We start from the raw sequence: 25,484 nt of genomic DNA, 5'->3' as shown, positions 1-25,484 counted from the left end.
AGTGATGATATGTTAGATCATAATATGACTGTTAGGGCTGAAAATGTCGAATTAGCTATTGAAAAAGGGTTAAAACAATTGCGAATTAGTCGAGAAGAAGCCGATATCCGTATTATAAGTGAAGGAAAAAAAGGTTTCTTTGGCTTCGGTAAGCAAGAAGCAGTAGTTCATATTGAAGCTAAGACTGATCTATCATTAAAAGAATTAACCAATCAATTAGAAAAAAAAGTTGGAATGGAACATAAGGATAAAACAGGTCAAAAACATAAAGAAACAATAAATAAAACTAAAGATTATATCCGTCAAAATAATCAAAAACACAGTGAGCCTGTTAAAGAAGAGGTTCACGATCCAAAAAAAACTGACAATGTTGTTTTAGAAAAAGAATCTTCCATTGAAAAACAAGCAGAAGATAAAAAATCTGTTCAAAAATCTGAAACAGTCGAGCTAAAAGTGAGTGAAAAAGTTTCAAATGAAAACCAAACGTCTGAAACAGAGGTTGCACAAAGTGAATCTACAATAGAAGAAGAGTATCAAGCGGCTTGCCATTACCTCGAAGAAGTTATTCGTTTATATGGTGCAGAATCGCACATTGAATACGAATTAAGAGGTAATCAGTTAGTTTTTAATATTGAAACGGACAAATCAGGTTTAGTCATTGGTAAACATGGAAAAATTATCAATTCCTTACAGACTTTAGTTCAGGTTTTATTGCATAGACGTGATCGTAAACGAATCTCAGTTTTATTAAATGTTGGGGATTACCGTGACCGTCGTTTAAATGTACTTGAACAAATGGCAGAAAGAACTGCTGAGCAAGTTTTAACTACCAAACAAACAGTCATCCTAGATCCGTTACCTGCTTATGAACGCAAACAAATTCATGCTTATCTTGGACAATATGAGCATATTGCAACCCACTCTGAAGGTAAAGATCCTAATCGATATTTAGTGGTAGATTACGTCCCATAATATTAATTACGTCCCTAAGCTCTGCTTAGGGATTTTTTCTCTCAAACCTTTTTTATAAATGTTTAGTCATAATTGAAAATTATCATGAATAAATCAATGGTCTTATTTTTAAAACGAAGCACTAGTAAAATTATATTAGAAGGTTATAAAAATTATGATATAATATAGCTTGTTTTAGGAGGTGACGGATTTGAGTCTGTCTGGCAGAAAGATATTTTGGCTTTTGTTAATTGTTATTACTTTATCAGCTTGTAAACAAGAACCTATGATTAAATTGAGTAAAGAAAACCAAATGAAGATAGAGAAGAAACAAGCAGAAAATAAAGAAACACAGCTAGATCAAATAAATAATAAGAAAGCCAATACATCCGACCAAGTAGTTATTGATCCTAACTCGTGGATTAAAGAAGGAGAAGATGTAAACTATAATTTAGAAAATTTTCTTCCTTATAATGCTAATCAAGTAAAAATCCTTTCCAATGGTAAAACTAGCTATGTTGAATATATGGATCAAACAAGCCAACAGATGCAAGTGAGAGAGACGCTAGCTGATGAAAAAACCATTGAACTCTATCGTTGGAATACTGAAGTGATTGAACTATACGGAAAATATGAAAAAGAGCGTCGATTTACTAATTATTTAAAAAACTCAATAGAAGCTAATCAATTAGAAAAAGGTCTAATCATTTTACAATCTCCTTTAAAAGTAGGAACTGAATGGTTATATGACGGTAACATTCCTTCAAAAATCGTCGGCTTATATAAAGAAGTGAATATCGGTGATCAAATCTATCAAGAAGTGATTGAAGTTGTGACTCAATTTGAAGAGGGCGAAAGACATCAGCTATTTGCTGCTAATAAAGGGATTATTGCTCAATGGCAAGAAAATAAAGAGGAATATTATCTTGCAGAATCGATTACAGATAATGTAATGTTAGTAAGCAAAATGGATTGGTACATGCCTCAATCTTCAACAGAAGAACCTTTTATTCAAAAAGAGACAGTTGACTTTGCCTGGCAAACAAACGATACCCTAGCAACAGCTTTTCAGCGCTTTTATTACGATAACCAATGGATTACTCCCGAAATACAAGTGGTTGATATTTATGAGTCCAATGGAATTGCCCATCTCAATTTTTCAAGCGGTGTTGTTGCTAGTTTAAACCGATATCCAGCAGGTGAAAAAGCGGTAGCAATTGCCATGATGGTGAATATTGCTGACTATTACTCTGTTAATCAAGTGAGTTTAGAAGTGTTTGGAAATGGTATGCTACTCAATGCCATATCTTATCCTCCTAATGGAATTCATCAAATAGATCCCAAATGGGTCAAGCAAGAAGATAGTAGTAATACGCAAACGCCTTTGAGTAGTGAAGAATTAACCTTAGAATAAGTGAAGATCACCATTCTTAATTAGAGGAATGGTGTTTTTATTAAGGCAAATGTTTTGGAGAGCTTATGTTAAAAAAAAGTTAGACACTCTCTTTTAAATATAATTTATCTAAACAGTTTCACACCTATCTTGCAAGAAGAATAACGATTTGATACAATTACTACGATAAATAGACAGGCAGTCAAAGTGCTTTCGAATGACCTAAAAAACTTAGGTATCTTTCGTTGAGCACTTTTTTTATGATTAAAGGGGGTATTAAGTATGTATATTTTAGACACAATTGCAGCTATCTCAACCGCAATTGGCGAGGGAGCTATTGGAATAGTACGTATGAGTGGTCCGGATGCTTTGCCAATAATAAAAAAAATATTTAAAGGCAAAGACTTGAGTCAGGTTGAAAGTCATACCATCCATTATGGTCATATAGTAGATAAGGATCAAAAAGTCTTAGATGAAGTAATGGTCACTATCTTAAAAGGACCAAAAACCTATACACGTGAAGACATAGTAGAAATTAATTGTCATGGTGGTATCGTAGCTATGCAGCGAATCCTGGAAAGTTGTTTATTAGAAGGTGCGCGCATGGCTGAACCAGGTGAATTTACAAAGCGCGCCTTTCTAAATGGTCGCATTGATTTGTCACAAGCAGAAGCTTTGATGGATTTAATTCAAGCTAAAACAGGTAAAGCTATGGACGCTTCTCTAAACCAATTAAAAGGAACCCTATCTCAGCAAATTAGACAATTGCGCCAAGAAATGCTTGAAAGTTTAGCTCAAATTGAAGTAACGATTGATTATCCGGAATATGATGATGTTGAAGAGATGTCTAGTCAAACTCTTATAGAAACAGCACAATATGTAAAAAATAAAATAAATCAAATTTTGAAAAAAGCTCAAAATAGCCGTCTTTTCCGTGAAGGAATACGAACAGCTATTATAGGTAAACCAAATGTTGGTAAGTCGAGTTTACTAAATTACTTAACTGGATTTGACAAAGCAATCGTAACTGATATCGCTGGAACAACTCGAGATACTATTGAAGAATACATCAATGTCAAAGGAGTCCCCCTACATTTAATCGATACAGCAGGCATTCGCCAAACTGATGAATTGGTAGAGCAAATTGGTGTGGCTAAAAGTCGTAAAATTATGGAAGAATCTGATTTAGTTATTTTGATTTTAAATCAATCTGAAGCTTTGACAGAAATTGACAAAGAACTTTTATCTTTGACAAAGGATCAAAAGCGAATCATTTTATTAAATAAAACCGATTTGCCGAGTCAAATTGATTTTACAAAGTTGACAAATGTAGTAAATAAAGAGGAAATCATCCCAATTTCAATCTTAAAAGATCAAGGATTAAATCTACTAGAAGAAAGAATTGAAAATTTGTTTTATACGGGAAATTTAGAGTCGAATGATATTAATTATTTACTTAATTCACGTCATACTAATTTACTAAAGCAAGCAATTCAAGCGCTTGACGAAGTTGTGAATGCTTGTCAAGCAGACGTACCTGTTGATTTGGTACAAATAGATTTTACTAGAGCCTGGGATCTTTTGGGCGAAATAACAGGTGATAGCGTACAAGATGAATTATTAGATAAGTTATTTAGTCAATTCTGTTTAGGAAAGTAGGAAAGCTATAATGCAACAATTATCTACAATTTGTTATCTGGATAATGGAAAACAGTTATTATTGCTCCACCGTAATAAAAGAGAAAATGATATCCATGGAGGAAAATGGGTTAGCGTCGGTGGAAAATTTGAAGCAGGAGAAAGTCCTCAAGAGTGTGCAATTCGTGAAATTTATGAAGAAACGGGTCTAAGGGCCAAAAGCTTAATCCCCTTAGGTTTCATAACTTTTCCAGATTTTACCCATGATGATAGAGATTGGTATTCTTTTGTCTATAGAGTGACAGATTTTGAAGGAGACCTATTAAAGGACTGTGACGAAGGGACTTTAGAGTGGGTGGATTATGACGATGTCTTGGACAAACCAATTTGGGAAGGGGATTATCTCTTTTTACAATGGGTCTTAGAAAACAAACCTTATTTTTGGGCTAAATTTGCTTATGATAAAAAGGGTGACTTAATCGACCATCAGGTTGAATTTATGAAAAACAGAGGTGAAATATAATGCAAACATATGAAGCGGGTCAATATGATGTAATTGTTGTAGGAGCCGGGCATGCAGGTTCGGAAGCAGCTTTAGCTTCAGCTCGACTAGGTGCTCAAACACTTTTAATTACGATGAATCTAGAAATGGTAGCCTTTATGCCATGTAATCCATCAATTGGTGGACCTGCTAAGGGGGTCGTTGTACGTGAAATTGATGCACTGGGTGGAGAAATGGGACGTAATATAGATAGGACTTATATCCAAATGCGTCTTTTAAACACCGGTAAAGGACCAGCAGTTCAAGCACTCAGAGCTCAAGCTGATAAGCAACATTACTCCAATACAATGAAGCAAGTCTTAGAAGAAACAGATAATTTAGACCTCAAACAAGGACTTGTTGAAAGACTTTTAATTGAAGAAAATCAATGTCGCGGTATTATTACCAATTCGGGGGCTATTTATCGTGCTAAATCTGTAGTTCTAACGGCAGGTACTTCTTCACGAGGAAAAATTATTATTGGAGATTTAGCCTATTCTTCCGGTCCTAATAACACCCTACCTTCTGTTAAACTGTCTGAACATTTAATGGAATTAGGGATTGAATTAACTCGTTTTAAAACTGGAACACCTCCACGAGTGCATTATGACTCAGTCCATTTTGACAAAACAGAAGAACAGCCTGGCGATATTAAAGCGAATCATTTTTCTTATTTGACAGATGATAAAGATTATTTGCAAGATCAAATATCTTGTTGGTTGACACATACCAATGGTCAAACGCATAATATAATTAGAAATAATTTGCATAAAGCACCTATGTTTTCGGGAATAGTTGAAGGAGTAGGGGCTAGGTATTGCCCATCAATAGAAGACAAAATAGTTCGTTTTAGTGACAAACCACGCCATCAAGTGTTTATCGAACCTGAAGGTCGTAATACTAAAGAAATGTATGTCCAAGGCTTGTCAACTTCTTTACCAGAAGATGTCCAACTAGAGATGCTCCATTCAGTAGAAGGTTTAGAAGAAGCAAAATTGATGCGAGCAGGGTATGCTATTGAATATGATGTAGTGGTACCCCATCAATTAACGCTATCCTTAGAAGTGCGAGATTTACCTGGCTTATTCACTGCCGGTCAAATGAATGGAACGAGTGGTTATGAAGAAGCAGCAGGACAAGGAATTGTTGCAGGAATCAATGCTTGCCATAAGGCTTTTGACAAAGACCCTTTTATTATAACGCGTTCAGAAGGTTACATTGGTGTTATGATTGATGACCTTGTAACAAAAGGAACGACTGAACCTTATCGTTTGCTAACTTCTCGGGCTGAATACCGTTTATTACTACGTCATGATAATGCAGATTTCCGTTTGACAGAAAAAGCCTATAAAATTGGATTAGTGGATGAAGCACGTTATCAGCATTTTAAAACGAAAGAAGCTGCTGTAAAAGCAGAACTTGATCGCTTAGCGTCTATTCGTATTAAGCCAAGTACAGAGGGTTTAACAGAGTATTTTGAAAGAATCAATTCAACGCCACTTAAAGATGGAATTTTAGCTAGTGAACTTTTAAAAAGACCGGAAATTAAATATTTTGAATTGATTAAAGCTTTACCTATTTTAATGACTGAAGTTAATCGACAAGTAGGAGAACAAGTTGAAATTCAAATCAAATATGCAGGCTACATTAATAAAGCTAACCATAAGGTCGATCGTGTTAAAGCTATGGAAGAAAAAATAATTCCTGAAAACCTAGATTACGATGCAGTGGATAGCTTAGCAACTGAAGCAAGAGAAAGATTAAAATTAATTCGACCTTCTAACATTGGACAGGCTAGTCGAATTTCAGGTGTCAATCCGGCTGATATTGCCATTCTTTCAATCTATATTCAACAGGGTAAAATTGCAAAAATTGAATCTCATCAATAATCAACTAAAAATCACCAAAAAGATAAAGATCTTCTTCTCAATTAGCAAGCTAATTAAGAAGGGATCTTTTTAAAATGAAAAAAGCAGATACTATAAATTTAAGTAATTTAATTATCTTTCGAAATTTATTGAAGGATAGATGTTGCTATTGAGTAGTTATTTTAGTAAAGTAAAGTTGCTGTGAAACATTGTTTCACAATTACCAAAATGAGAGGGATTATATGGAAGAAAATCAGTTTAAAAAGAAATTGCAAGATCAAGGATTATCAATTAGTCCCGATCAACTGCTACAGTTTTCCACTTATTATCAGTGGTTAATTGAATGGAATCAAAAAGTTAATCTGACAGCTATTACTGATAAAGAAGGAGTTTATCTTAAACACTTCTATGATTCTTTAATGCCGCTGTGGCATTTACCTTTAGCGAACTATTATTTGAAGATGTGTGATGTAGGAGCGGGAGCAGGTTTTCCAAGCTTACCAATCAAAATTATTCATCCTGAAATTGAACTGACGATTATCGATTCTTTAAATAAACGTATTCAGTTTTTAAAAGATTTAAGTTCCAATTTAAAACTTGAACAAATAGAGTTTCTCCATGGCAGGGCTGAAGATGTGGGCCAAGATTCAAATTATCGTGGACAATTTGATTTAGTGACTGCTCGGGCAGTAGCTCCTTTAAATGTTTTAGCTGAGTACTGTCTTCCTTTACTAAAAAAAGGTGGAAAATTTATAGTTTTAAAAGGCAGCCATGAACAAACAAATACGGAATTAAAAGAAGCTGAAAAGGCGATTAAAACATTAGGAGCAAAGTTAGAACAAGTGGTGCAAACTTATCTGCCTGAAGATGAAGGTGAGAGAACACTATTATTAATAGAAAAAACATTAGATACTCCCAATAAATACCCGCGTAAAGCAGGTAAGCCAAGCAAACAGCCTATAAAATAAAAGGAGGAAGCATATGGGAAAAATGATTGCAATCGGCAACCAAAAAGGCGGAGTTGGTAAAACAACCACAACTGTTAATTTGGGTGCAGCATTAGCCTTTATGGGGAAAAAGGTACTGGTTATTGACTCCGATTCTCAAGGAAATGCTACTTCCGGTTTAGGAATTGAAAGAGGCGATGTGACTTATAGCTTATATGAAGTGCTGGTCGATCGAGTACCTATTCAGGATAGTATCTTAACCACTTCTAGAGAAAATCTAGATATTATCCCATCAACTATTTCTTTAGCAGCTGCTGAAATTGAATTAGTAAATTTTAAAGACCGCGAATTTCGCTTAAAAGAAGCTGTAGAATCAATAAAGCAAGATTATGATTATCTTTTAGTAGATTGTCCACCGTCCTTAGGGCAATTATCTATTAATGCCTTTACAGCATCTGATACAATTTTGATTCCGGTTCAAGCAGAATATTATGCCTTAGAAGGTTTAAGTCAATTATTAAATACAATCCGCTTAGTTCAAAAGTCATTAAATCCTCAATTCAGAATTGAAGGTGTATTAATAACTATGCTAGATGCGCGCACGAACTTGGGCTATGAAGTAGTTGATGAAGTACGTAAATACTTCCAAGAGAAAGTATATGATACGGTAATTTCACGAAACATTCGTTTGTCAGAGGCTCCATCTTATGGTTTGTCAGTAATTGATTATGACCCAAAATCTAGAGGAGCCATCATGTATAAAGAATTGGCAGAGGAAGTGATCAATAATGGCCAATAAACCAAAAAAAGGTGGACTAGGTCGTGGAATGGAAGCTCTCTTTAGTTCAGCTTATGAAGAAGTACCTAACGATCACGAAATGGTCACCGAAATTAAATTAGAAGATATTCGTCCAAATCCCTACCAACCTAGAAAACACTTTGATCTCAATGCTTTGAATGAGTTAGCGGAATCGATTCGTCAAACGGGTGTTTTCCAACCTATTATTATTAGAAAATCCTCTATTAAAGGATATGAAATTATTGCAGGAGAGCGTAGGGTACGTGCTTCTAAATTGGCAGGCAAAACAACCATTCCAGCAATTGTTAGAGAACTTGATGAAGAAGCAATGATTGAGATTGCTGTAATAGAGAACTTGCAAAGAGAAGACTTGAGTCCTTTAGAAGAAGCAGAAGCATATGATATGCTAATGGAACGTTTAAAACTAACGCAAGCAGAAGTTGCTGAACGTATTGGGAAAAGTCGCCCTTATATAGCCAATTATATTCGTTTACTTCAATTGCCAGATCCAATTAAACAGTTAGTAAATGAAGAAAAACTATCTATGGGCCAAGCACGCACTATTTTAGGGTTAAAAGATAAGAGTCAGATGGAGAATTTAGCTAAAAAAGTTGTTAAAGAACAGCTTACAGTGCGTCAGTTAGAAGAAGTAGTACAAAAATATAATCAATCATTACCAAAAATGACGAAAAAGGGACGAACCGAAAATAAATCACCACTTTGGTTAGCAATTGAAAATCAAATGGAAGAAAAGTTTGGGACACCCGCTAAAATTGTTTCAAAAGGAAACAAGGGAAAAATTGAATTAGAATTCGTCAACGATTCAGATTTGACAAGAATTCTAGACTTACTTAACATTCAAGTTTAAATAGTGACAAATAGGAGGGTCAAAATGGATCCAAAAGCTTACGATAAGTTCGATATAGTAGAAATGAAAAAGCCACATGCTTGTCAAACTAATCGCTGGCAAATTATACGAATGGGTATGGATATTCGTATACGTTGTGAAAATTGTCAGCATATTGTTACCATGACACGCCGTGACTTTGAAAAGAAGATGAAAAAAATTCTTAAAAAACATCAAGAAGTAAACCTTTAGAAAGAGAGTGAAATTATGGCATTAACAGCAGGAATTGTGGGACTACCAAATGTGGGCAAATCAACTTTATTTAATGCAATTACTAAAGCTGGAGTGGAAGCGGCAAATTATCCTTTCGCTACTATTGATCCTAACGTAGGGGTTGTGGAAGTCCCTGATGAACGTTTGACAGAGATTACTCGCCTTGTCAAACCAAAAAAAACCATCCCGACTACAATAGAATTCACCGATATCGCAGGGATAGTAAAAGGAGCGAGTAAAGGGGAAGGGCTGGGTAATAAATTCTTAGCCAATATCCGCCAAGTAGATGCCATTTGTCACGTTGTGCGTTGTTTTGAAGACTCTAATATTACTCACGTTTCAGGTAAAGTTGATCCGATTGAAGATATTGAAACCATTAACTTAGAGCTGATTTTGGCAGATTTAGAAACCATTGAAAAACGAATTACTAAAGTTGAAAAGTTAGCACGTACTAAAGACAAAGAGGCTGTTGCTGAGCATGAAGTACTTTTAAAATTAAAAGAGGCTTTGGAACACAACCAATTAGCTAATAGTGTGGAGTTTTACGATGAACAATTACCTTACGTCAATAACTTGTTCTTGTTAACACGTAAGAAAATGCTTTATGTTGCCAATATAGGTGAAGAAGAAGTTAGCAATCCAGAAGGAAACCCGTTCTTAGTAAAAGTTCGTGAATTAGCTGACCAGCAAGGCGCAGAAGTTGTTCCTGTTTCCGCTCGTTTAGAAGAAGAGATTGCAGAACTAGATGATGAAGAAAAGACCAGTTTCTTAGAAGATTACGGTTTAAAAACTTCAGGTCTTGACCGCTTAATTCAATCAGTTTATAAATTGCTTGGTTTGGGAACTTATTTTACAGCCGGTGAAAAAGAAGTTCGAGCTTGGACTTTTAAAGTAGGAATGAAGGCACCACAAGCAGCCGGTGTGATTCACTCAGATTTTGAACGCGGATTTATTCGTGCAGAGACCATGGCTTATGATGATTTAGTGAAGTATGGCTCTGAGCAAGCAGTAAAAGAAAAAGGCCTCTATCGCTCAGAAGGTAAGGAGTATATAGTTAAAGATGGAGACATTATGCTCTTTCGCTTTAATGTATAGGAGGAAATTCAATGAAAGATCAGCAAGAAGAAAAAGTTGTAGAAGAAGTCTCAAATAGCCAACCACTTGAAAATCAAGTGGCAGTTGAAAGTCAAGAAAGCTCGATATTAACTGGGGTACCACAAGAAAAGGTGGACCAGTTAACCAAACGTAATCTAAAATTTATGCTAGACATTGATCGCTACTTAAAAGAAGAACAAATATCACAAGCAAATTGTCAAGTAGTTTATTTGGAAATGGTAGATACACTTTTAGAAGGGCAAAAAGATGGTCATACTGCTAAACATATTTATGGAACGCCTAGTGAAACTAGTCAGATTATTATTAGTAAAGCAGTAAAAGAGCATGAAGAAAAAGAGAAGTCACCGGATTGGCAAATTGCTGTCGATGGTGGGTTAATGTTAGGAGCTATTTTCACCCTAATAACGGGTGTATTTGGTTTAAGTGGGAGTTCAAATGTTCAAGAAAATTTCTATATGGGTATCCTAACAGTTATCCTCAATTATGCTATCGGTGGTTATGCGATGATGCGAACAGCAAAAGTCTTACCAGACTTGGATGCTCCTAAAGGGCAAAAGGGTTATGGGCGCTATTTCATGGCATCTACAATTGCAATGATGGCTTGGATTGGTTTAATTATGTTAAGTCAAGCCTTTATACCGCCGGTAATTAACCCAATTTTACCGCCTATGGGCTATATCATACTGGGTGTAATTACTTTGGTCTTACGTTATTACTTAAAGAGAAAGTGGAAAATAGTTGGTGGACTCTTTTAAGGGCATGCTGTTTGATAAAAAAGACGAACATTAAATACTTCTCATAATCTAACATCTGCAAAAAACTTGTTTCATTCCCACTAACATGTTAAATTAGTTGGAAATTATCGTCGAATCGCTTGTAGAGAATCAAAAACATATAGGAGGAAAATAATGTCATCTTGGGAAACAAAATTTGCGCGTGAAGGTTACACATTTGATGATGTCTTGTTAGTTCCAGCTCATAGTGAGGTATTACCAAATGATGTCGATTTATCAGTCCAATTAGCCCCTAATTTAAAACTAAATATTCCCATCTTATCAGCCAGTATGGATACCGTAACGGATGGGAACATGGCGATTGCTATAGCCAGACAGGGAGGATTAGGTGTTGTCCATAAGAATATGTCTATTGAAGATCAAGCAAACGAAGTACGAAAAGTAAAACGTTCGGAAAATGGCGTTATCTTGGACCCATTTTATTTAACTCCTGAGAATCTATTGCAAGAAGCAGAAGATTTAATGAGTCATTACCGCATATCAGGTGTTCCAATTGTAAAAAGTGAAGACGATTTGACACTTGTAGGTATTATTACAAATCGTGACATGCGTTTCATTGAAAATTATCAAGATAATATTGGCTCTCACATGACTCATGAGAATCTGGTAACAGCAGCCATTGGCACTTCACTAGAAGAAGCTGAAAAGATTCTTTATAAAAATCGGATTGAAAAATTACCACTAGTAGATGATGAAGGACGTCTTTCAGGTCTAATTACTATAAAAGATATTGAGAAAGTCATTCAATATCCTCAAGCTGCTAAAGATCAACATGGTAGACTATTAGTGGCGGCAGCCATTGGAATAACTAGTGATACATTTGAAAGGGCAGAAGCCTTAATTAAAGAACAAGTTGATGCGATTGTAATTGATACCGCTCACGGGCATTCTGAAGGCGTGATTCGTAAAGTCAAAGAAATCAGAGAGGCTTACCCAGATGTAACCATTATTGCTGGTAACGTAGCAACAGCCGAAGCGACACGCGCTTTATTTGAAATTGGTGTTGATATTGTAAAAGTGGGTATCGGACCTGGTTCAATTTGTACAACTCGTGTAGTAGCCGGAGTAGGAGTTCCTCAACTAACTGCTATCTATGAATGTGCTTCAGCAGCAAAAGAATTTGGTAAAACCATTATTGCTGATGGCGGCATTAAGTATTCAGGTGATATTGTTAAGGCGCTTGCAGCGGGTGGGCATGCGGCTATGCTCGGCTCTATGTTAGCAGGAACAGATGAATCACCAGGTGAAATGGAAATTTATCAAGGTAGAAAATACAAATCTTATCGTGGCATGGGCTCTTTAGCTGCTATGCGTTCAGGATCAAGTGATCGTTACTTCCAATCAAAATCAGAAGCCAACAAAATGGTTCCTGAAGGTATTGAAGGACGTGTTGCATATAAAGGTGCCGTTGAAGATGTTATCTTCCAAATGGTTGGAGGTTTAAGATCTGGTATGGGTTATACCGGTTCAGCTAACCTTAAAGAATTGCGTGAGGAAGCACAATTTGTAAGAATGTCTGGTGCAGGACTGATTGAATCTCACCCACATGACATTAATATCACCAAGGAAGCACCAAACTATTCAAGATAAAGATAAACTGAAGTATCAAAGCCTACTGCAATAGACTTTGATACTTTTTTATTAATTTCTATCATTTTTTACTTAAAAAAGACAAGTAAAATTAAAAGCTGCTAACAATTGAATAACTCTGTATCTAAATTAGGAAAAGCTTATTTTAATAGGAAAGTGAGAACTACCTTTTTTTATTCAGTTGGGTATAATAGAAAAAGCAACTTTTAAATGAGCATAAAGAGTGAGGAGTGGAGCCTAACATTGCTTATAAACGGTATTAAAAGGATACTTGTCTTAGGATTACTTATGAATAACTTTCTATCAACTGATGGTTATGCTGTGACTACATCGAAAGATTCAAATCCCACTGATGAGGCTTCCTTGCAAGAAATGGATACTCTGCCGGAAGAAAGTATAGCTGAAAATCTGGTAAACGCGATGCCTGTTTTTGAGGAAGTAAAGGGGGCCTATATTGTAGACGGCCTCAATGGGCAAATCCTTTATAAGCATGAAGTGGACCAGCTAGTTGAAGTGGGTTCTTTTAGTCAATTACTTTTATTATATAGGGTGTATCAAGCCATTGATCAAGGTCAGTTGGACAGTGATCAAGAGGTATGGATATCGGACGAGGTTTACGCTTTGAGTCAAGATTATAATTTGCCGAATGTTCCTTTAAGACAAGACTTGTCTTATTCCTTAAAAGATTTAATGGAAGCTGTTAGTTTAAATGCTGCCAGAGGAGCGGCCTTAGCCTTAGCAGAAGAATTAACTGGATCCGAAGCAGAAACACTTAAGCAAATGAAAGAACAGTTAAATGAATGGGGAGAAGAAGATTTTGATTTAATAAATGTGACTGGAGTGAGTGATCGTTATCAAGTGGGTGATTCTGAAAGCATTTATCAAGGGCGAACTAACAAAATGACTGCTCAAACAGTTGCTACCATAGCCTATCATCTGATTAATGAATACCCTGAATGCATGGAAGCTAGTCAGATTTATCAAAAGCTTTTTCAAGAAGATACGAGCGATGAGTTTGAAATGACCAATCCCAATCTGCTAATTGAAAGTGCTAATTCACTTTATGCTATGGAGAATGTTGATGGTTTGACTGCCAGTAAATCAGAAGAAGATGGTTATAATTTAGTTGCAACGACAGAAAAGAATGATTTACGTCTAATAGTAGTGGTATTAGGTGTCAGTGAAAACGAAAAGCTTTATCAAGTTAGTAGAGAATTGATTGAAAGGGCCCAAAATATCTTCCGCATTGAAACAGTTATTGAAGAAAATTCATTAGCTACTCACCTAGACTCCATTAAAGTGGAAAATGGCAAAGTTAATAAGTTACAATTAATGTATGGATCAAACTTACAATTAGTGGTACCTATTATTGATACGGCCCCACGACTGGTTTATCAATTTACAGCTAATCAAGAAGTGACCAATTATCACGTTAAAGCGCCTGTTAAAGCAGGCAAGGTTGTAGGAAAAATGCAAGTCGATATAGCTGATTATCGTCTACCTATTCTAAAGTCCGGTAGAGGAAATTATGTGCCAGTAAAAGTAGCAGAAGATATCGAAGAAGCCAATATCTTAGAAAAAACTTGGCGAAATGTTCAAAATACTGGCGAAAATACTTGGAATGCTGTTCGAAAATTCTTTACGGATTTATTTAATTAAATAAGGGAGGTAAAATTATGGAAAATAAAGAAACGGCGATTTTTGCAGGAGGTTGTTTTTGGTGCATGGTTCATCCATTTGATGAAAGAGATGGTGTTATCTCTGTAGCTTCTGGCTATACGGGTGGAGATAGTGTGAATCCTACCTATGAAGAAGTCTGCTCAGGACAAACGGGTCATGCAGAAGCTGTCAAAATCGAATACGATCCTAGTAAAATAAGCTATCAAGAACTTCTAAAAATTTATTGGTCTTCAGTCGATCCGACTGATAAAGATGGACAGTTCGGTGATCGAGGCTCCTCTTACCGACCAGAAATTTTTTATAGTACCCAAGCCCAAAAGGAAGAAGCCGAACAATCGAAAGCAGAACTTGAAGCGTCACAAGTTTTCAAAAAGCCGATTGTTGTGCCAATCAGTCCAGCCCAAACATTTTACCTTGCAGAGGACTATCACCAAGACTTTCACCGCAAAGAACCGGATCATTATCAAAATTTCTACCGTGGTTCCGGGCGTAAAAAATTTGTTGAAGAGGTTAAAGATAAATTGAATTAAGATAGTAAATGCTAAGCTAAGCTTGACATTTAAAAGATTTCTATTTATCATTCTTAATGATTCTAAACAAAAGACGGAGGTGGGAAAATGGCTCAAAAGAAAGCGTCACTAGCTTGTAGTGAATGTGGAAACCGTAATTATCAAATGATACCAACTCAAGCGGGCCAAACCACTCGATTAGAAATTAAGAAATTCTGCAAGAATTGTAATAAACACACGATTCATAGAGAAACCAAATAGAAAAGAGGAATATAATGAGTTACATTAAAGGCATTGCCCAAGAAATGAAAAAAGTAACTTGGCCTACAGCTAAGCAAGTAAATAAATTTACTTGGACCGTAATTATGATGATTATTTTCTTTGGATTATACTTTGCTTTAACAGATTTTGTATTTGGCAATTTCATCGACTGGTTAATTAGTCTAGGCGCATAATCATAAAATTATTTATTATCTGTTTAAGCATGTTATAATAGAATACAAATAAAACCTACACCCTTGTAGGTTTTTTATTTTACAAGAAATTAATTAAAGGAGATTTAACTATGGAATCTAATAAGGAATGGTACGTTTTGCATACTTATTCTGGTTATGAGAATAAAGTAAAAGAGAATATTATGATGCGAGCAGAAAGTATGAATATGGAAGACTTTATCTTCAATGTGGTAGTACCTGAAGAAGAGGTAACCGAAATGCAAGATGGAGAGAAGAAAACAAAGATTCAAAAGACCTTCCCAGGTTATGTGTTAGTTGAAATGGTGATGTCTGATGAGTCTTGGTTTATTGTTCGTAATACGCCAGGCGTGACTGGGTTTGTAGGCTCACATGGCGCTGGATCTAAGCCGGCCCCTCTTTTACCTGAGGAAATGGAAGCGATCTTGGGGGATAAGCCTGCTCAGAAAGTTCAATTAGAAGTTGAAGTGGGCGATTTAGTTGAAATTATCGATGGCGCTTTCTCAGGAATGACTGGAGAAATCGAAGAAATCAGTGAAGAAAATCAAAAACTTAAAGTAGTTATTGAAATGTTTGGTCGTGAAACAGTAGCCGAATTGGACTTTATGCAAGTGCGCAAAGACAATCTTTAATTAGGTGGTTTCATGAAACAAAAGACTGACCACCACATCCTCTATTTTCGTTTAGCCATGGTGATGTATCTCTTGGTTTTGTGCTTACAGTTGGTTTTTGATGCCAGTTTTATCGAATCCATCAGCTTGAACCAAGTCTTAGAGGAAGTTCCTCATGTTTTGCTTCCTGTAGAATTCACTTTTTATCTCTGGCCAATCATTATTCTATGGGAAGCGTTTGGTTTATTTGCGGGACAACGGAGACAGGCTTTTACAACTTTTGATCAGAGTTATTCACTGTTAGTGGCTCCCAAATTAGTTGAATTATCTTTTTACCATACAGTCTATCTTTTGATATGGTCGCAACAATTATATTTATTTACCTTCATCCTTATGGTGCTCTATTTGAGACGGATTATTTCTTTTATGAAATTAATTTCATATAAAAGCTCCCTGAACGAACCAAGTTGGCTATTAAAGCTTCCCATTGGTCTTCATACCGGTTGGTTGATCAGTATGACGGCCCATATTTTTTATAGCTATTTAGTGAGTAAAGGATTAAACAGTCATAATGGGTGGATGATAGCACTTGCTTGCCTTTTAATTCTTGCTATTGCAGCCGGAAGTAGCTACTTGTATGCACGTTATGGTAACCAGGCAATTATGCCGGCTGTTTTAATCTTTCAATTAGGGCTACTCTATCATCATTATCCTCGTTCATCCTTTGGATTAAGACATAACTTCTTTTATCTTGTGATTGCGGTTGTATTTATTCTGACCTTAGCCGTATACATACGTTACTTGCGTTATCAAATAAAGCAAAAGACTTTTTAGATTTTTATAGGAGGAAAACTATGAACTGGCCTTTCAATCAATCGATGCAGTTGACGTAGAAACAAGCAGGCAAAAAACCATTTAGGGTTATTGCTTTTACTGCGCTTATAAATCTTGTTAGTTTACTATTTGCTTCACTTATTTCAGTTTTTTTAATTGGTCCATTAATCTATATGAAATTTGGTGATTCCTTTTTAACCGAAGATGTAGGTCAAGCACTGTTAAACGAGCCATTAATGGTTTATTTAGAACTATTTTTAACGATTATTACTATTATTACAACGGTCCTTTTGGCTAAATGGTTGCAAGGACGCAGACTTAACTCCTTTGGCTTTTATAAAGATAATTTCCTAAAAAAATATGGGATGGGCGTCGTAATTGCTACCGCCTTAATGTTCTTTATTTTTTTAGTTAATCTTTTGATGGGGACGATCTCTGTCCAAATGAACCCTCACGCCGATGGAGTGGCGTTTATCCTCTTATTAGTCGGCTTTATGATCCAAGGAATGTCTGAAGAAATCCTCTTGAGAGGTTACTTGATGAATGGCTTGGCAGCCGCTTGGGGAGTTCCTCTTGCCATTTTGATAAACTCCATCTTCTTTAGTTTGTTGCATTATGGCAATCCAGGAGTTACAGTTTTAGCCTTAGTTAACATTGCCTTAGCCGGTATTTTCTTTTCCTTATTATTCTATATTACTGATAATATGTGGTTAACAGGAGCTGCTCATTCCTTTTGGAATTTTATAATGGGTGTGGTCTTTGGGGTCCAAGTGAGTGGATTGGTATTACCGGGCACACTATTACTAACTAAATCCAAAGCTGAGGCCAGTTTGATCAATGGTGGAGACTTTGGATTTGAGGGGGGTCTTGTGGTTACGGTTATTTTAGTAGCTGCTTGTATTTACTTAATCAATAAATGTCCGAAACAAGAAAAAGCTATTTAAAAACTTCTTGCAATCTCATAAGCCTTCCGTTATAATATTGCAATGCATGTATTCAAACCATGCATTGGGTGGGAGGAGCAAGTTTAAAAAAGATAAAAGCTCCAATTACCACATCACGAAAATTGACATAAGGAGGAATATTCGTGGCTAAAAAAGTTGTCACTCAAGTAAAATTACAAATCCCTGCAGGTCAAGCGAGCCCAGCTCCACCAGTAGGACCAGCGTTAGGTCAAGCCGGTGTTAATATCATGTCCTTTACGAAGGAATTTAACGCACGTACTCAAGATCAACAAGGAATGATTATTCCAGTTGTTATTGATGTCTATGAAGACCGTTCATTTACCTTTATTACTAAAACACCACCAGCTCCAATCCTATTGAAAAAAGCTGTTGGCTTGAAAAAGGCTTCAGGTGAACCTAACAAGAACAAAGTCGGAAAGGTTACACGTGATCAAGTCCGTGAAATCGCAGAAATTAAAATGGCAGACTTAAATGCAGCCGATGTAGAAGCTGCTATGCGTATGGTTGAAGGAACTGCCCGTTCAATGGGGATTACAGTCGAATACTAAGCGCCAAGGTAGCTTCTCGCCCCGTTTCTATCGGGTGTGGGAGGGAAACCCCGAATAACCACAAATATAGGAGGAAAAACAAATGGCTAAGAAAAGCAAAAACTATGTAGCGGCAAGAGAAAAAGTTGACCGTACAAAGAAATATGATGTAACAGAAGCAGTCGCATTAGCAAAAGAAATTGATTTTGCAAAATTTGATGCCTCTGTTGAAGTATCTTACAATTTAAATATCGATGTTAAAAAAGCAGACCAACAAATTCGTGGCGCAATGGTGCTACCACATGGAACAGGTAAAACACAAACAGTGGTAGTTATTGCAAAAGGTGAAAAAGCCGCTGAAGCAGAAGCTGCTGGAGCAGACTTTGTTGGTGAAGAAGATCTAATTAATAAAATCAACGGTGGTTGGTTAGATTTCGACGTAATGGTAGCTACCCCAGATATGATGGGACAAGTTGGACGTTTGGGTCGTGTCTTAGGACCTAAAGGCTTAATGCCAAACCCTAAAACAGGTACCGTTACAATGGACGTAACCAAAGCCGTTAACGATATCAAGGCTGGACAAGTAACTTACCGTGCAGATAAAGCAGGTATCGTGAATGTTCCAATTGGTAAAGTATCTTTTGAAGATGAAAAATTAGTGGAAAACTTCAAAGCACTTCATGAGCAAATTATGCGTGTGAAGCCAGCTACAGCTAAAGGAACTTATATTACTAATTTAGCTTTAGCAACCACTTTCGGACCCGGAATCAAGATTAACGTCGAAAGTTTATAATTTCATATTGACAAATAATTTGTTTATCACTATGATAAATAAGTATTTTAAACGACCTAAGACAGTAAGTGGCTAAGCCTTAATTTCTTACCGAGGAAGTTCCCGTTAAACAGGAAGCTATCTCTATGTCTAGGTGACATAGAGATTTTTAATTTTAAAAATCTCTATACCTATTTGATGGAGGTGAAAGAAGAAACATGGTTAAAGAAGCAGTATTAAATGCAAAGGCTCAAGAAATTGAAAAAATTGCTGAAGATATGAAAAACTCTGCAACAATCGTTGTAGTGGATTATCTTGGCTTAACGGTTGAAGAAGTAACAGACTACCGTAAACAATTACGTGATGCAGGCGTTCAAATGAAGGTTGTGAAAAACACAATGCTTCGTCGTGCGGCTGAAAAAGCAGGAATCGAAGTTCCTCAAGATTTATTCAAGGGTCCTTCAGCGATTGTCTTCTCAGATGACGTCGTAAATCCAGCGAAAATTTCAGCAAACTTTGCTAAAGACAATGAAACTCTTGAAATTCGTGGCGGAATTGTTGAAGGTCAAGCAGCTACTAAAGAAATGATTGAACAAGTAGCGAAAATGCCTGGTCGCGAAGAATTACTTTCAATGTTACTATCTGTATTGCAAGCGCCAATGCGCAATGTGGCATCTGTCCTTTCTCAAGCAAACCCAGCACAACAAATGGTTTACGCTTTGAACGGAATTATCGACAAAAAAGGTGCTGCCTAAATCGATCGCTCGTCGCATAAGTACAATATAAACTAAAAAAATATTTGGAGGAAACCAAAATGGCATTAAATATTGAACAAATTATTGAAGATATCAAATCAGCAACAGTTGTAGAATTAAACGAATTAGTAGAAGCAATTGAAGAAGAATTTGGCGTATCTGCTGCGGCTCCTGTAGCTGTTGCAGCTGGACCTGCTGCTGGCGGTGGCGAAGCTGCTGCAGAGCAAACTGAATTTGACGTAGTATTAACTTCAGCTGGCGACGCTAAAATTAAAGTAATCAAAGTGGTTCGTGAAGCTACTGGCTTGGGCTTGAAAGAAGCTAAAGAATTAGTAGACAACGCTCCTAAAGCAATCAAAGAAGGCATTTCTAAAGAAGACGCTGAAGAATTGAAAGCTAAAATTGAAGAAGTTGGTGGATCTGTAGAAGTTAAATAATTTCTCTATCCCATCTATATTAACCTGGTCAGATCTTCTGATCAGGTTTTTCCCTTTTTAAAGATAAATTTAAAAAGTTGGGCTATAATGGAAGAGAAAGATTGAGGAGGGAAGAAAATGGTCAAGTTATTAATTGCAGATGATGACAAAGCAATTTTAGATTTATTACATATTTATATGCGTAATGAGGGATATGAGTGTATATTAGCTAATAACGGAGAAGAAGCTTTAGAAATAATTAACTTACATCCTGAATTAGATATCGCTCTTTTAGATATTATGATGCCTAAAATGACGGGGATGGAAGTATTAGAAGCCATGCGTCATAAAAATGTAGATATTCCAGTTATTTTTATTTCAGCTAATCAGACTCAAACCGATAAAATTTCTGGCTTGCTTGCAGGAGCCGATGATTATGTTACTAAACCCTTTGAACCTTTAGAGGTAGTCGCTAGAGTCAAGAGTATCTTAAGACGTCAAGGTGTGAATGCTCATTCTTTAGCGCAAAAAGACAGTAAAGACTTTATTAATCTAGGAGCAGTCACAATCGATACTAAAGGACATCAAGTGATGACTGCTGAAGGAGAAGAAATTAAAGTAACAGGTCTGGAATTTGAAATTTTACAGTTACTTGCCGAGCAAAGGGGGAAAGTTTGGTCTGCTGATGAAATTCTTAATAGTGTTTGGAAGGATAATTCCTCTGCTTCTACTAAAACGGTAATGGTCCATGTAAGTAACCTCAGAAATAAAATAGAAGAAGCAACTGGCGGCGAGAAAGTTATTCAAACCGTGTGGGGAGTGGGCTATAAGATTGATAAATAAGAATGAAGAAAAAAAGGCTGGACTAATTCCTTCTTTTAAAAGTTTTAAACTAAGTAAAAGCGACCGCATTGAAATGACGATAAATCTATTTATAGTAGCTGGTACCGTTTCCTTTATTTATCTTGTGCTAATGTTTAGCTATCAACAACTCTTAAATTTTTTAACATTCAATTTAGGATGGACCATTAAAACAAATTTGAAAGATAACATTATCGCATATACACTCTATAATAAAAGTAATCAAATATTAATTGGTCTTTATCTTGCTACTTTATTTATTACAGTGACTTTTAGATATATTCATGAAAGAAATCGGATTACTTTAAGGTATATTCGTAAATATATTTCCGCCATGGCTAAAGGCAAGTATGACCTGAGAATTCCCAATGAGGGAATTGGAGACTATGTCACTTTGGCTCAGGATGTGAACACCCTGATGGACTCTATTAATCAAGCTTTTAAGGAAAGAGACGAGACCGAGAAAACAAAAGATGAATTAATGAATAATATAGGTCATGATATTCGAACGCCACTTACCTCAATACTTGGGTATTTAAGACTGATTCAAGACAGCTCAGATTTAACTCAAGAAGAACTGGCCTCTTATATAAAAACAGTGCATAGTAAAGCTAAAAGCATGCAAGTATTAATCAATGATCTGTTTGAATATACCTCCACCCAACAAACGACTGCAAAAGTTAATAAACAAGCTATAGCTATGCAAGCTTTTACAGAACAGGTGCTTGCTGACTTTAATTTGCAAGCCAAGCAAGCAGGGATTGAAATGTTCTGTCAAGTCACACCAAGTGACTTGGTATTAGAAATTGATCCTGAAAAAATGGTAAGAGTATTTAACAACTTTATAACCAACACTTTTAAATACGGAGAAGGTGCCACTTATCAAAAAATATTAGTGACAGAAATGACTGATCAAGAGTATAAAAAATATACTCGCTATCAAAAAAACAGACTGGATACGATTAAAACAGAAAAATGGGTGGTTATCGAGTTTCGAAATAATGGCACCTTATTGAATGAGGAAGATTTGGAACGAGTATTTGAACGATCCTATCGAGCTGACAGCTCACGGACCTCTCAAAAACCGGGATCAGGCTTAGGGTTAGCGATTGTACGCAATATGGTTGCCCTTCATCAAGGGGTAGCTTATGGAATTGTGGAAGAACAAGATCTTGTCTTTCGGGTCGAAATTCCAATCTTAAGGGAAGACTTACATTAAAGAATCAAACATTACAATACTTGTAATATTTGAAACCGAATTGTATCTTTAAAAACTTTAGATTTACTTGCTATTCTTTAAGAGAAGGTTATAATTATTCATGTTGGAAGAAAGTTAAATGCTTATTCAAACTTAAGTACTAACAAAACTCTAAAGAATTCCTAAAGTTTTTAAATTTTATCTTTAAAAAGCCTTGAAAATTATTTAGAAGTTTGTTAATATTAAAAGTAAGGAATGCAAATAGCTTTCCAGCCGTCGCTAGAAAAATAAAAAACAAAAAAGAAAGAGGTATAATAAATGAAAAAATTATTATTAACTTCAGTTGCAGCATTAACTGTTGCAGCAGCAGGAATGCCAGTAGCAACATCAGTAAACGCACAAACTCAAAATAATCCAGTTGAAGCACAAGAGCAGAAAACTACTTATAAATTAGAAGTAAAAACAGCAGATACAAATATTACTTCAGAATACAAAGCAGAAAGTATGCAAGCAGCTGAGCAACATTTCCACGATTATGTGGCAGGTCAAGGATTAAAAGACTTAGAATGGTCATATGATTTTGATACAATGACATTCATGGCAACAGATGAAAAAGCACCAGAATTATATACTTACAAATTAATAGTAAAAACAGCTGATACTAATATTACATCAGAATATAAAGCAGAAAGTATGCAAGCAGCTGACCAATACTTCCACGACTATGTAGCAGGTCAAGGATTAAAAGGCTTAGAATGGTCATATGATTTTGATACAATGACATTCATGGCAACAGATGAAAAAGCACCTAAATTATATACATTTAAATTAGTTCTAAAAACATCTGATACTAACATTACATCTGAATATGAAGCTGCATCTATGAAAGAAGCTGAAAAATACTTCCATGACTATGTTGCTCGCTTTGGTTTAGGTGAGTTAGTATGGTCATATGATGAAGAAACTATGACATTTATGGTAACTGAAAAACCTGCAGATGAAAAACCTGCAGATGAAAAACCTGCAGATGAAAAACCAAAAAATCCAAAGCCAGTAGAAAATAAAAAAGAAAAATCTGAATTACCACAAACTGGTGAAGGTTCAACCTTCGCAATTTATGGTGCAGCAGCATTATCTGTATTAGCAGGATTAGGCTTAGTTGCTAAGAAACGTGAAGAAGCATAGTTAATTTAATAGCAGCTATTTAAAAGAGCAAGATAATTTTGCTCTCAGATTGAAGACAAACCCTATTTGAGTAACTCTCAAGGAAGGGTTTGTCTTTATTTGTCTTAAAAGTTTCCTGTAAAATAAAAAACCGAAGCCTTTCTAGCTCTTCATCTCTAGTATATTTGCCAATTTCTTCATGTTTAAACAAGTAAAAGTGAGCCCTGCTTTAAATTCCATCAAGCTTTTTCCAATAAAATGCGTCTATCGAAAGCCATGATGTTCTTTAGCAGTGCCGAATATTCTGTCAGCGGACTCTTTGGATTCTTTATAAAGAGCACGCATACCCTCTGAATACCTGATATCCTCACACCTTTCAAGGGCTTTTTGCCACACATGTCGGCTAATTACACATTTATTTTGATTGTTCTCCTGATCTTGACGAGAGGCTTTGTACTCTCGATAGCCTTTTTGATTAGTGGTCGTAGAATGATAGACCCCATTTTTTCATCTAAATAACAGTCATAGTATTCATCATAGATACACTCTCTATGCTCGGGTTTACTTCTTGGTCGCGTATAAGGAAAAACTGGTATGGTGGATTGGTTTAAAAGAAATTGAACGATGGTGGCCGTTTTATAGCTCGCCTCTGCAATGAGATGAGTGGGATTAAAAAGAGTAATCTTTTTAAATAGTAATCGAAATACTTGCGTATAGTGGGTATTTCTAGAGTAGACACTATAAGCTAATATCCACCCCCTTGCGATTGCAAGCTGTTTGAATAGTATAGGCAAAAACTTGCTTATGACCCCTTTATGAAACTACCTTGCATTCGGATTATTGGGACTGATTGTTTGGGACTTTGTTAAGGTCTCTTTTTTTATAAATTCAAAGTTTCCATTATTAAAAAAGGTATAAGACTGTTATAATGTAGCTAACAAATTTAGAGGAGTTCGGTTTATGCAAAAGAAAAAGAGTTTTTTTTATTGTTTGTTAATAGGGTTCCTGTTCAGTCTTTATACTTGTTCTAACTTGATGGTAGAAGCAACTTCTGATCCTTTCATTCCACGACCTGCCCTTCCGTCAGACTTAAAGAAAGTAGAGAAATCTACAAACTCTGATGACGAATCATCCGTTGGTGAGAATGAGGAAAGAGCATCTAATAAAGCAATGGAACAAGGTTTGTTTGAAACGGATATTGTTATTTATCCCCTTAATGAGTTTGAAAATCAAGAATCACTAGATAACTTTGCCAATTATGTAAAGAATGATGCAAGTCTGAATGATCAGATAATTTTAGAGGATGTCTCTGAAGAGAGTCGCTTTTTACTTTCAGCTAATTATCGTGACAGTGCTAAAGAAGATGGTCAACTGATTGTTTTATATTTTCCAGTCAATATTGCCGATCAAAGTCAAGCCCAAGAAGTCTTAGATAAACATCTATTATATTATCCTGATTTGTTTGAAAAAGGTGAATTGGCATCACAAGGTGATGGATATGATCTGGCTTTTGCTTTGAAAGTTAATGCCAACGCAGATGGCTTTGGTATAGATACAGCTAAGCAAGAAATTGAATACTATGATCAAAGAGAGCCTTATCAGTATGAATTAGAATCAAATGGTGATGACCCTTATCGTCAAGCCATTGAAGAACGTTTTCCTGGTGAATTCAGTTTTGAAAGTGTAGAAGAAAATGGCAAAACGTTAGTGACACTTCGCCAACTACCTTTATCTGAGCGGCAAGCGAGTGTAGAAAGTGATGATAACGGCTCAAACATGGCAGGAAATCTATTTTCTCAATTCAACACCAAAGTTGATGACTATTTAACACAGATAAACTTAAAGGAAAAGTTAATGAACCTAGGGATTTCTGAAGATAATGTTTCTATTGTAACTATAGGAGTTGCAGTTGTTTTATTCCTTTTAGGAATTGTCTTAATTGTTTTAGGTTTCCGTCGCTAA

General features: G+C 35.8%; 27 protein-coding genes and 1 other annotated feature. All 27 genes read left to right on the top strand.

The annotated features are described in order from the left end of the window. Nucleotides 1-9: 9 nt before the first annotated feature. The 27 genes from jag (at nt 10) to ACQV2Q_RS03380 (ending at nt 25,484) form a co-directional block, all read left to right on the top strand. Nucleotides 10-972: an RNA-binding cell elongation regulator Jag/EloR gene (jag, locus tag ACQV2Q_RS03510; RefSeq protein ID WP_428881932.1), complete on the top strand. Its 963-nt coding sequence runs from the start codon at nt 10-12 to the stop codon at nt 970-972. Nucleotides 973-1,162: 190 nt separating this feature from the next. Further along, nucleotides 1,163-2,365 (top strand): hypothetical protein, encoded by a 1,203-nt coding sequence (locus ACQV2Q_RS03505; RefSeq protein WP_428881931.1) that lies wholly within the window; start codon nt 1,163-1,165, stop codon nt 2,363-2,365. A gap of 261 nt (nt 2,366-2,626) precedes the next feature. Continuing rightward, entirely contained in the window at nt 2,627-4,003 is a 1,377-nt protein-coding gene (gene mnmE, locus ACQV2Q_RS03500) for a tRNA uridine-5-carboxymethylaminomethyl(34) synthesis GTPase MnmE (protein ID WP_428873038.1), read from the top strand. Between the two features lie 10 nt (nt 4,004-4,013). Continuing rightward, a complete protein-coding gene (locus ACQV2Q_RS03495) occupies nt 4,014-4,505 on the top strand; it encodes an NUDIX hydrolase (RefSeq protein WP_428873037.1) in 492 nt (163 codons plus the stop codon). Next, complete coding sequence (gene mnmG / locus ACQV2Q_RS03490) at nt 4,505-6,412, top strand: tRNA uridine-5-carboxymethylaminomethyl(34) synthesis enzyme MnmG (RefSeq protein ID WP_428881930.1); 1,908 nt, start codon at nt 4,505-4,507, stop codon at nt 6,410-6,412. The genes ACQV2Q_RS03495 and mnmG overlap by 1 nt, the downstream gene beginning before the upstream one ends. Nucleotides 6,413-6,633: 221 nt before the next feature. Next, nucleotides 6,634-7,359 (top strand): 16S rRNA (guanine(527)-N(7))-methyltransferase RsmG, encoded by a 726-nt coding sequence (gene rsmG / locus ACQV2Q_RS03485; protein ID WP_428873035.1) that lies wholly within the window; start codon nt 6,634-6,636, stop codon nt 7,357-7,359. A 13-nt stretch (nt 7,360-7,372) separates the two neighbouring features. Continuing rightward, nucleotides 7,373-8,137: a ParA family protein gene (locus tag ACQV2Q_RS03480; protein WP_428873033.1), complete on the top strand. Its 765-nt coding sequence runs from the start codon at nt 7,373-7,375 to the stop codon at nt 8,135-8,137. Continuing rightward, complete coding sequence (locus ACQV2Q_RS03475) at nt 8,127-9,005, top strand: ParB/RepB/Spo0J family partition protein (RefSeq protein ID WP_428873031.1); 879 nt, start codon at nt 8,127-8,129, stop codon at nt 9,003-9,005. The genes ACQV2Q_RS03480 and ACQV2Q_RS03475 overlap by 11 nt, the downstream gene beginning before the upstream one ends. A gap of 24 nt (nt 9,006-9,029) precedes the next feature. Then, complete coding sequence (locus ACQV2Q_RS03470) at nt 9,030-9,236, top strand: DUF951 domain-containing protein (RefSeq protein ID WP_428873029.1); 207 nt, start codon at nt 9,030-9,032, stop codon at nt 9,234-9,236. A gap of 15 nt (nt 9,237-9,251) precedes the next feature. Further along, on the top strand, nt 9,252-10,352 hold the full coding sequence (ychF, locus tag ACQV2Q_RS03465) for a redox-regulated ATPase YchF (RefSeq protein ID WP_428875082.1): 1,101 nt from the start codon (nt 9,252-9,254) through the stop codon (nt 10,350-10,352). Nucleotides 10,353-10,363: 11 nt separating this feature from the next. Next, on the top strand, nt 10,364-11,128 hold the full coding sequence (locus ACQV2Q_RS03460) for a DUF1129 domain-containing protein (protein ID WP_428873025.1): 765 nt from the start codon (nt 10,364-10,366) through the stop codon (nt 11,126-11,128). A 153-nt stretch (nt 11,129-11,281) separates the two neighbouring features. Continuing rightward, nucleotides 11,282-12,757 (top strand): IMP dehydrogenase, encoded by a 1,476-nt coding sequence (gene guaB / locus ACQV2Q_RS03455; RefSeq protein WP_428875083.1) that lies wholly within the window; start codon nt 11,282-11,284, stop codon nt 12,755-12,757. A gap of 288 nt (nt 12,758-13,045) precedes the next feature. Beyond that, nucleotides 13,046-14,416, top strand: a complete 1,371-nt coding sequence (locus tag ACQV2Q_RS03450) for a D-alanyl-D-alanine carboxypeptidase (RefSeq protein ID WP_428873022.1) — start codon at nt 13,046-13,048, stop codon at nt 14,414-14,416. Between the two features lie 17 nt (nt 14,417-14,433). Next, complete coding sequence (msrA, locus tag ACQV2Q_RS03445; RefSeq protein ID WP_428876487.1) at nt 14,434-14,967, top strand: peptide-methionine (S)-S-oxide reductase MsrA; 534 nt, start codon at nt 14,434-14,436, stop codon at nt 14,965-14,967. 87 nt (nt 14,968-15,054) lie between these two features. Further along, a complete protein-coding gene (gene rpmG, locus ACQV2Q_RS03440) occupies nt 15,055-15,207 on the top strand; it encodes a 50S ribosomal protein L33 (RefSeq protein ID WP_258436941.1) in 153 nt (50 codons plus the stop codon). Nucleotides 15,208-15,221: 14 nt separating this feature from the next. Beyond that, the gene (secE, locus tag ACQV2Q_RS03435) at nt 15,222-15,401 is read left to right on the top strand and encodes a preprotein translocase subunit SecE (RefSeq protein ID WP_090289890.1); all 180 of its coding nucleotides are present in this window, start codon (nt 15,222-15,224) and stop codon (nt 15,399-15,401) included. 110 nt (nt 15,402-15,511) lie between these two features. Continuing rightward, a complete protein-coding gene (gene nusG, locus ACQV2Q_RS03430; RefSeq protein WP_428873018.1) occupies nt 15,512-16,051 on the top strand; it encodes a transcription termination/antitermination protein NusG in 540 nt (179 codons plus the stop codon). 12 nt (nt 16,052-16,063) lie between these two features. After that, nucleotides 16,064-16,864, top strand: coding sequence for a hypothetical protein (locus ACQV2Q_RS03425; RefSeq protein ID WP_428876486.1), 801 nt, complete (start codon nt 16,064-16,066; stop codon nt 16,862-16,864). A 173-nt stretch (nt 16,865-17,037) separates the two neighbouring features. Continuing rightward, the gene (locus ACQV2Q_RS03420; RefSeq protein WP_428881928.1) at nt 17,038-17,808 is read left to right on the top strand and encodes a lysostaphin resistance A-like protein; all 771 of its coding nucleotides are present in this window, start codon (nt 17,038-17,040) and stop codon (nt 17,806-17,808) included. 143 nt (nt 17,809-17,951) lie between these two features. After that, nucleotides 17,952-18,377: a 50S ribosomal protein L11 gene (gene rplK, locus ACQV2Q_RS03415; protein WP_428881927.1), complete on the top strand. Its 426-nt coding sequence runs from the start codon at nt 17,952-17,954 to the stop codon at nt 18,375-18,377. Between the two features lie 82 nt (nt 18,378-18,459). Further along, nucleotides 18,460-19,149: a 50S ribosomal protein L1 gene (rplA, locus tag ACQV2Q_RS03410; RefSeq protein WP_428874538.1), complete on the top strand. Its 690-nt coding sequence runs from the start codon at nt 18,460-18,462 to the stop codon at nt 19,147-19,149. A 37-nt stretch (nt 19,150-19,186) separates the two neighbouring features. After that, nucleotides 19,187-19,309: a sequence feature (ribosomal protein L10 leader region), on the top strand. A gap of 37 nt (nt 19,310-19,346) precedes the next feature. Then, nucleotides 19,347-19,883, top strand: coding sequence for a 50S ribosomal protein L10 (gene rplJ, locus ACQV2Q_RS03405; RefSeq protein ID WP_428874539.1), 537 nt, complete (start codon nt 19,347-19,349; stop codon nt 19,881-19,883). Between the two features lie 59 nt (nt 19,884-19,942). Next, nucleotides 19,943-20,320, top strand: a complete 378-nt coding sequence (gene rplL / locus ACQV2Q_RS03400; RefSeq protein WP_428875546.1) for a 50S ribosomal protein L7/L12 — start codon at nt 19,943-19,945, stop codon at nt 20,318-20,320. Nucleotides 20,321-20,437: 117 nt separating this feature from the next. Further along, entirely contained in the window at nt 20,438-21,142 is a 705-nt protein-coding gene (locus ACQV2Q_RS03395) for a response regulator transcription factor (RefSeq protein WP_428874541.1), read from the top strand. Continuing rightward, a complete protein-coding gene (locus ACQV2Q_RS03390; protein ID WP_428875547.1) occupies nt 21,132-22,379 on the top strand; it encodes a sensor histidine kinase in 1,248 nt (415 codons plus the stop codon). Before ACQV2Q_RS03395 ends, ACQV2Q_RS03390 begins: the two co-directional genes overlap by 11 nt. Nucleotides 22,380-22,676: 297 nt before the next feature. Next, nucleotides 22,677-23,543: an LPXTG cell wall anchor domain-containing protein gene (locus tag ACQV2Q_RS03385; RefSeq protein WP_428881926.1), complete on the top strand. Its 867-nt coding sequence runs from the start codon at nt 22,677-22,679 to the stop codon at nt 23,541-23,543. 939 nt (nt 23,544-24,482) lie between these two features. Continuing rightward, on the top strand, nt 24,483-25,484 hold the full coding sequence (locus ACQV2Q_RS03380) for a hypothetical protein (protein ID WP_428874544.1): 1,002 nt from the start codon (nt 24,483-24,485) through the stop codon (nt 25,482-25,484).

It is taken from the genome of Facklamia sp. P12950 (assembly GCF_050409465.1).
GTDB lineage: Bacteria > Bacillota > Bacilli > Lactobacillales > Aerococcaceae > Facklamia.
Note: the sequence above shows the minus strand (reverse complement) of the source record. Positions and strands in the feature narration are given on the sequence as shown.